Raw genomic sequence first — 6,055 nt, forward strand, 5'->3', positions numbered from 1 at the left:
CCACCAAGACCTCCCCTTCGAACACATCGTCGAACTCACCAACCCCACCCGAAACCTCGCCCACACCCCCCTGTTCCAAGTCATGTTCGCCTGGCAGAACACCGACGAGGTCAGCCTGGACCTGCCCGGTGTCGAGGTGACCGCGCTGCGCAGCCCGTGGACCAGCGCGAAGTTCGACCTCACCCTCTCCCTCGCCGAGCGCGACGGGCGGATCACCGGCAGCCTCGAGTACGCCACCGCCCTGTTCGACGCGTCCACGGTCGAGCGGCACGTCCGGCACCTGCGGCACGTGCTGACCGAACTCGTCGCCCACCCCGACCGGCCGATCGACGAATTGAGCCTGCTCGACCCGGTCGAGCGACGCGACCTGCTCACCGCGTGGAGCCGGACCACAGTCCCTGCGGTGCAACGGACGATCCCCGCGCTGTTCGCCGAGCGGGTCGCGGCGGACCCCGACGCGGTCGCGGTCACCTTCGAGGACACCACACTCACCTACCGCGACCTCGACACCCACGCCAACCGGCTCGCCCACCACCTCCGCCACCACGGCGTCGGACCCGACACCCTCGTCGCGGTCTGCCTGCACCCGGCACCGGAGCTGATCGTCGCGCTCCTCGCCGTCCTCAGGGCCGGTGGCGCGTACGTGCCACTCGACCCGGCCCACCCCACCGAACGCCTCACCGAGCTGCTCGGCGACACCGAACCGGTCGCCGTGCTCACCCACACCGCCACCCACCCCACCCTCGACGCCCTGACCCGCACCCCACTGATCAACCTCGACACCACCGACCTCACCACACACCCCACCACCGCCCCCGACCCCGGCACCCGGCCCGACCACCTCGCCTACGTCATCCACACCTCCGGCTCCACCGGCCGCCCCAAGGGCGTCATGGTCACCCACGCCAACGTGACCCGGCTCTTCTCCGCCACGGCCGGCTGGTTCGACTTCGGCCCGACCGACGTGTGGAGCCTCCTGCACTCCTTCGCGTTCGACTTCTCGGTCTGGGAGATCTGGGGGGCGCTGCTGCACGGCGGCCGGCTGGTGGTCGTCCCCCGGCTCACCACCCGCTCCCCCGCCGACGTCCACCGGCTCCTGTGCGACGAGGGCGTGACCGTCCTCAACCAGACCCCCAGCGCGTTCCGTGGCCTGATCGCCGCGCAGGCCGACAGCGCCCGGTCCCACCGGCTGCGCACGGTGGTCTTCGGCGGCGAGGCGCTGGACCCGACGATGCTGCGCCCGTGGTACGCCGACCCCCGCAACCGTGACACCGACCTGGTCAACATGTACGGCATCACCGAGACGACCGTGCACGTGACCTACCGGCCGTTGACCCCGGCCGACGCCGGACGCCCGGGCGTGAGCCCGATCGGGCGGCCCCTGGGGGACCTGCGCCTCTACGTGCTCGACGGGCGGGGTGAGCCGGTGCCGCCCGGGGTCGTCGGTGAACTGCACGTCGGTGGCGCCGGGGTGGCCCGCGGCTACCTCAACCGTCCCGCCCTGACCGCGCAACGTTTCCGGCCCGACCCGTTCGTGGCCGGGGACCGGCTCTACGTCACCGGTGACCTCGTCCGCCACCGCCCCGACGGCAGCCTCGAATACGTGGGCCGCAACGACGCCCAGGTGCAGATCCGGGGCTACCGGATCGAGCTGGGCGAAATCGAGGCCCGCCTGGCCGCCTGCCCGGGGGTCCGCGACGCGGTCGTGACGGTCACCACCGACACCACGGGGGAGCCGCGCCTGGTCGGCTACTTCACCGCCTCGGTGCGTCGGCTGACCGCCGAGGCGCTGCGCACCCGACTGGCCGCCGTCCTGCCGGAACACATGGTGCCCGCCGCGTACGTGCGGGTCGCCGAGTGGCCGCTGACCCCCAACGGCAAACTCGACCACCGGGCGCTGCCCACCCCCGACGGCTCGGCCTTCGCCGCCCACGACTACACCGCACCGGCCGGCGCGGTGGAGCAGACGCTCGCCGCCATCTGGGCGCAGGTGCTCGGCGTCGAACGGGTCGGCCGGTACGACAACTTCTTCGCGTTGGGCGGGCACTCGCTGCTGGCCCTGCGGGTGCTGGAACGGATGCGCCGCCGGGGCCTCACGGCGGACGTCCGCACCTTCTTCGGGTCACCGGTCCTGGCCGACCTGGCCGCGGCGGTCGGTGCCGACGCGGACCGGGCCGACGAGAGCGGGCAGCCGATCCCGGCCGGCTGCGAACGGATCACCCCGGACCTGCTGCCGCTGGTCGGGCTCAGCCAGCCGGAGATCGACACGGTCGTCGCCACGGTCGCCGGCGGGGCCCCGAACGTGCAGGACATCTACCCGCTCGCCCCGGTGCAGCAGGGGATGCTCTTCCACCATCTGATGGCCCGCGACCGGGACCCCTACCTGGTCACCACCGTCCTGCGCTTCGCCGACCGGCACGGGCTGGACCGCTACCGCGGCGCGCTGGAGCAGGTGATCGCCCGGCACGACGTGCTGCGCACCGGGGTGGTGTGGCAGGGGATCACCGAGCCGGTGCAGGTGGTGTGGCGGCGGGCCGCCCTGCCGGTGGAGGAGGTCCCGCTCGACCCGGCGGGCGACGACCCGCTGCGGCAGCTCCGCGAGCACGTCGACCAGCGGTACGGTCGGCTCCCCCTCGACCGGGCGCCCCTGCTGCGGCTGCTGGTCGCGCGGGACCCCCGCGACGACGGGTGGCTGGCCGTGGAGCTGATCCACCACATCGTCGACGACAACACCTCACTCAAACAGCTCCGCGCCGAGGTCCACGCGTTCCTCGCCGGCGCGGGCGACCGGCTGCCCCGGCCGCTGCCCTTCCGCGACTTCGTCGCCCGGATCCACCACGACACCGACCGGGCCGGGCAGGAACGCTTCTTCCGTCGGATGCTCGGCGACGTCGACAGCCCGACCGTGCCGTTCGGCCTGCGCGACATCCACGGCGACGGGCACGGCATGCGCGACGCCCGGGTACGGCTCGGCACGGCGCTGACCCGGCGGCTGCGGCACCAGGCCCGGACCCTCCAGGTCGGGGTGACCAGCCTCTTCCACGTCGCCTGGGGGCAGGTGCTGGCCCGGGCCAGCGGCCGGGCCGACGTCGTGTTCGGCACCGTGCTCTCCGGCCGCCTCGACGGCGGCACGGGCAACGACCGGACCCTCGGGCCGTTCCTCAACACGCTCCCCCTGCGGATCACCCTCGACCGCACCGGTGCCGCGGACTGCGTGCGGCGCACCCACGACACGCTGACCGGGCTGATCCGCTACGAGCACGCGTCGCTGGCGTCGGCGCAGTCGTGCAGCGCGGTGGCACCCCCGGCGCCCCTGTTCACCGCCCTGCTCAATTACCGCCACGCCGAGGTGCTCGCCGAGTCGGACCTTCCCGCGCCGACCCCCGACGCCGACGACCTGACCTACCTGACCGCGCAGGAACGCGGCAACTACCCGCTCGCGCTTGACGTCGACGACCTGGGTGACGACGTTGTGCTGACCGTCGCCGCCGCGACCGGGGTGACGCCCGAGCGGGTCTGCGCCATGGTCGAGCGGGCGTTGCACACGCTGGCCGACGCGCTGGAGCGGACACCTGACGCAACGGTGGCCGGGCTGGACGTGCTGCCGCCCGACGAACGACGCCGGCTGGTCGAGGACGGCAACGACGTCACGGTCACGTACCCGCCGGGGCGCTGCGTGCACCACCTCGTCGAGGCCCGGGCGGCCCGCGACCCGGACGCGGTGGCCCTCGTCGGCGACGACGAGCGGCTCAGCTACGGCGAGTTGAACGGCCGGGCCAACCGGCTGGCCCACCACCTGCGCGCCCGGGGCGTCGGCCCGGACCGGCTGGTGGCGATCTGCGTCGAACGCTCACCGGACTCGGTGGTGGCACTGCTGGCGGTCCTCAAGGCAGGTGGCGCCTACCTTCCGCTCGACCCGGGGTACCCGGTCGGCCGGCTCGCCGCCATGCTGGGCGACAGCACGCCGGTGGTGGCGCTGACCCACGGCCCCGCCCGCGAGCGGTTGCACGCCGCGTCGGCCGGCCTCGACATCCCGGTGCTCGACCTGGACCTCGACGCGGCGGCCTGGGCGCAGCTGCCGGTATCCGATCCGGTGGTCGACGGGTTGGCCGACCACCACCTGGCGTACGTGATCTACACCTCCGGCACCGCCGGCACCGCCAACGGGGTGCTGGTCGAGCACCGGCAGCTCATGGCCGTCGCCGCCGCCTGGGAGCACCTGTTCGACCTGCGTCCGGGTCTGGTGCACCTGCAGATGGCGAGCTTCTCGTTCGACGTCTTCACCGCCGACGTGGTGCGCGCGCTCGGCTTCGGCGGGCGGTTGGTGCTCTGCCCGCGCCCGCTGCTGCTGGACAGCGCCGGCCTGGACGCCCTGCTGCGCCGGCACGACGTGGACTTCGCCGACTTCGTGCCGGCGGTGCTCACCCCGCTGCTGGCCCACCTGGAGGCGACCGGGGGCAGCCTCGCCGGGCTGGAGACGGTGGTCTGCGGCTCGGACGCCTGGACGGCCGCGAACGCCGCCCAGCTGCGTGCCGTGTGCGGCCCCCGGGTGCGCCTCGTCAACGCGTACGGCGTCACCGAGGCGGCCGTCGACAGCACCTGCTACGTGCTCCCGACCGACGGCCTCGACGAGGCGACCTGCCTGCCGATCGGCCGGCCGCTGCCCAACGTGCGGGTCTACCTGCTCGACGCCGACGGCGAACCGGTCCCCGACGGGGTGGTGGGCGAGATCCACATCGGCGGGGCGGGGGTGGCCCGTGGCTACCTGAACCGGCCGGAGCTGACCGCCCGACGTTTCCACGCCAGCGCGTTCGTGCCGGGTGAACGGCTCTACCGCAGCGGTGACCTGGGGCGTCGCCTGCCCGACGGAAACCTGGAGTTCCTGGGCCGCGACGACTTCCAGGTGAAGATCCGGGGCTTCCGCGTCGAGTTGGGCGAGGTCGAGACCCGGTTGGCGGCCGTCGAGGGGGTACGGGAGGCGGTCGTGGTGGCGCGCCCGGACGCCGGCGGCCACCAGCGGCTCGTCGCGTACGTGCTGGCCGGGCCGGGGCTGGACGCCGCCCGGTTACGTGACCGGCTCGCCGGTGAACTGCCCGACCACATGGTGCCCGCGGCGTACGTGAGGTTGGCCGCGTGGCCGCTGACCCCCAACGGCAAGCTCGACCGGGCGGCGCTGCCGGCACCGGAGGGGGAGGCGTTCGGGCAGCGGGGGCACGTCGAGCCGGTCGGCCTGCTGGAGATCATGGTCGCCGGCCTGTGGGCCGAGGTGCTGGGGCTGGAGCGGGTCGGCCGGCACGACGACTTCTTCGCCCTGGGCGGCCACTCGCTGCTGGCCATGCGGCTGGTGGCCAGGATCCGGCAGGTGCTGGGGCGGGAGGTGTCACCGGCGGCGCTGTTCGCGGCACCGACCCTCGGCGCCTTCGTCGCCCGGCTGACGCTGGACGGCCGCGACGTGCTGCCGCCGATCCACCCGGCCGACCGCAGCGCCCCGCTGGAGCTGTCCTTCGCGCAGCGACGGTTGTGGTTCCTGGAACGGCTCGGCGGACTCGGCCACACCTACCACATGCCGCTGGCCCTGGAGCTGGCCGGCTGGCTCGACCGGGACGCGCTGCGGGCCACCCTGGACGCCCTGGTGGCCCGGCACGAGGCGCTGCGTACCCGGCTCGTGCCCGCCGGGGCCGAGGTCCACCAGCACATCGATCCGCCCGGCACCGGGTTCACCCTGCGCACCCACGACCTCACCGGGGCAGCCGACGTCGGCACCGCCCTGGCCCGGCTGCAGGACGAGGAGTTCACCGCGCCGTTCGACCTGACCACCGGTCCCCTGATCCGGGGCCGCCTGGTCACCCTCGCCCCGGACCGGCACGTCCTGCTCGTCACGATGCACCACGTGGTCGGCGACGGCTGGTCCGTCGGTGTGCTGGTCCGCGATCTGGGGGCGCTCTACGCCGCCCACCACGAGGGTCGTGCCGACCCGCTGCCGCCCCTACCCGTCCAATACGCCGACTACGCCGCCTGGCAACACCACTGGCTCACCAACGACACCCTCAAACAC

General features: G+C 73.8%; 1 protein-coding gene. It reads left to right on the forward strand.

The window, feature by feature from the left end; genetic code table 11:
* Positions 1–6,055: non-ribosomal peptide synthetase (locus B5D80_RS32370; RefSeq protein ID WP_144081841.1), on the forward strand; the 6,055-nt coding region annotated here is incomplete at both ends.

It is taken from the genome of Micromonospora wenchangensis (assembly GCF_002210435.1).
GTDB lineage: Bacteria > Actinomycetota > Actinomycetes > Mycobacteriales > Micromonosporaceae > Micromonospora > Micromonospora wenchangensis.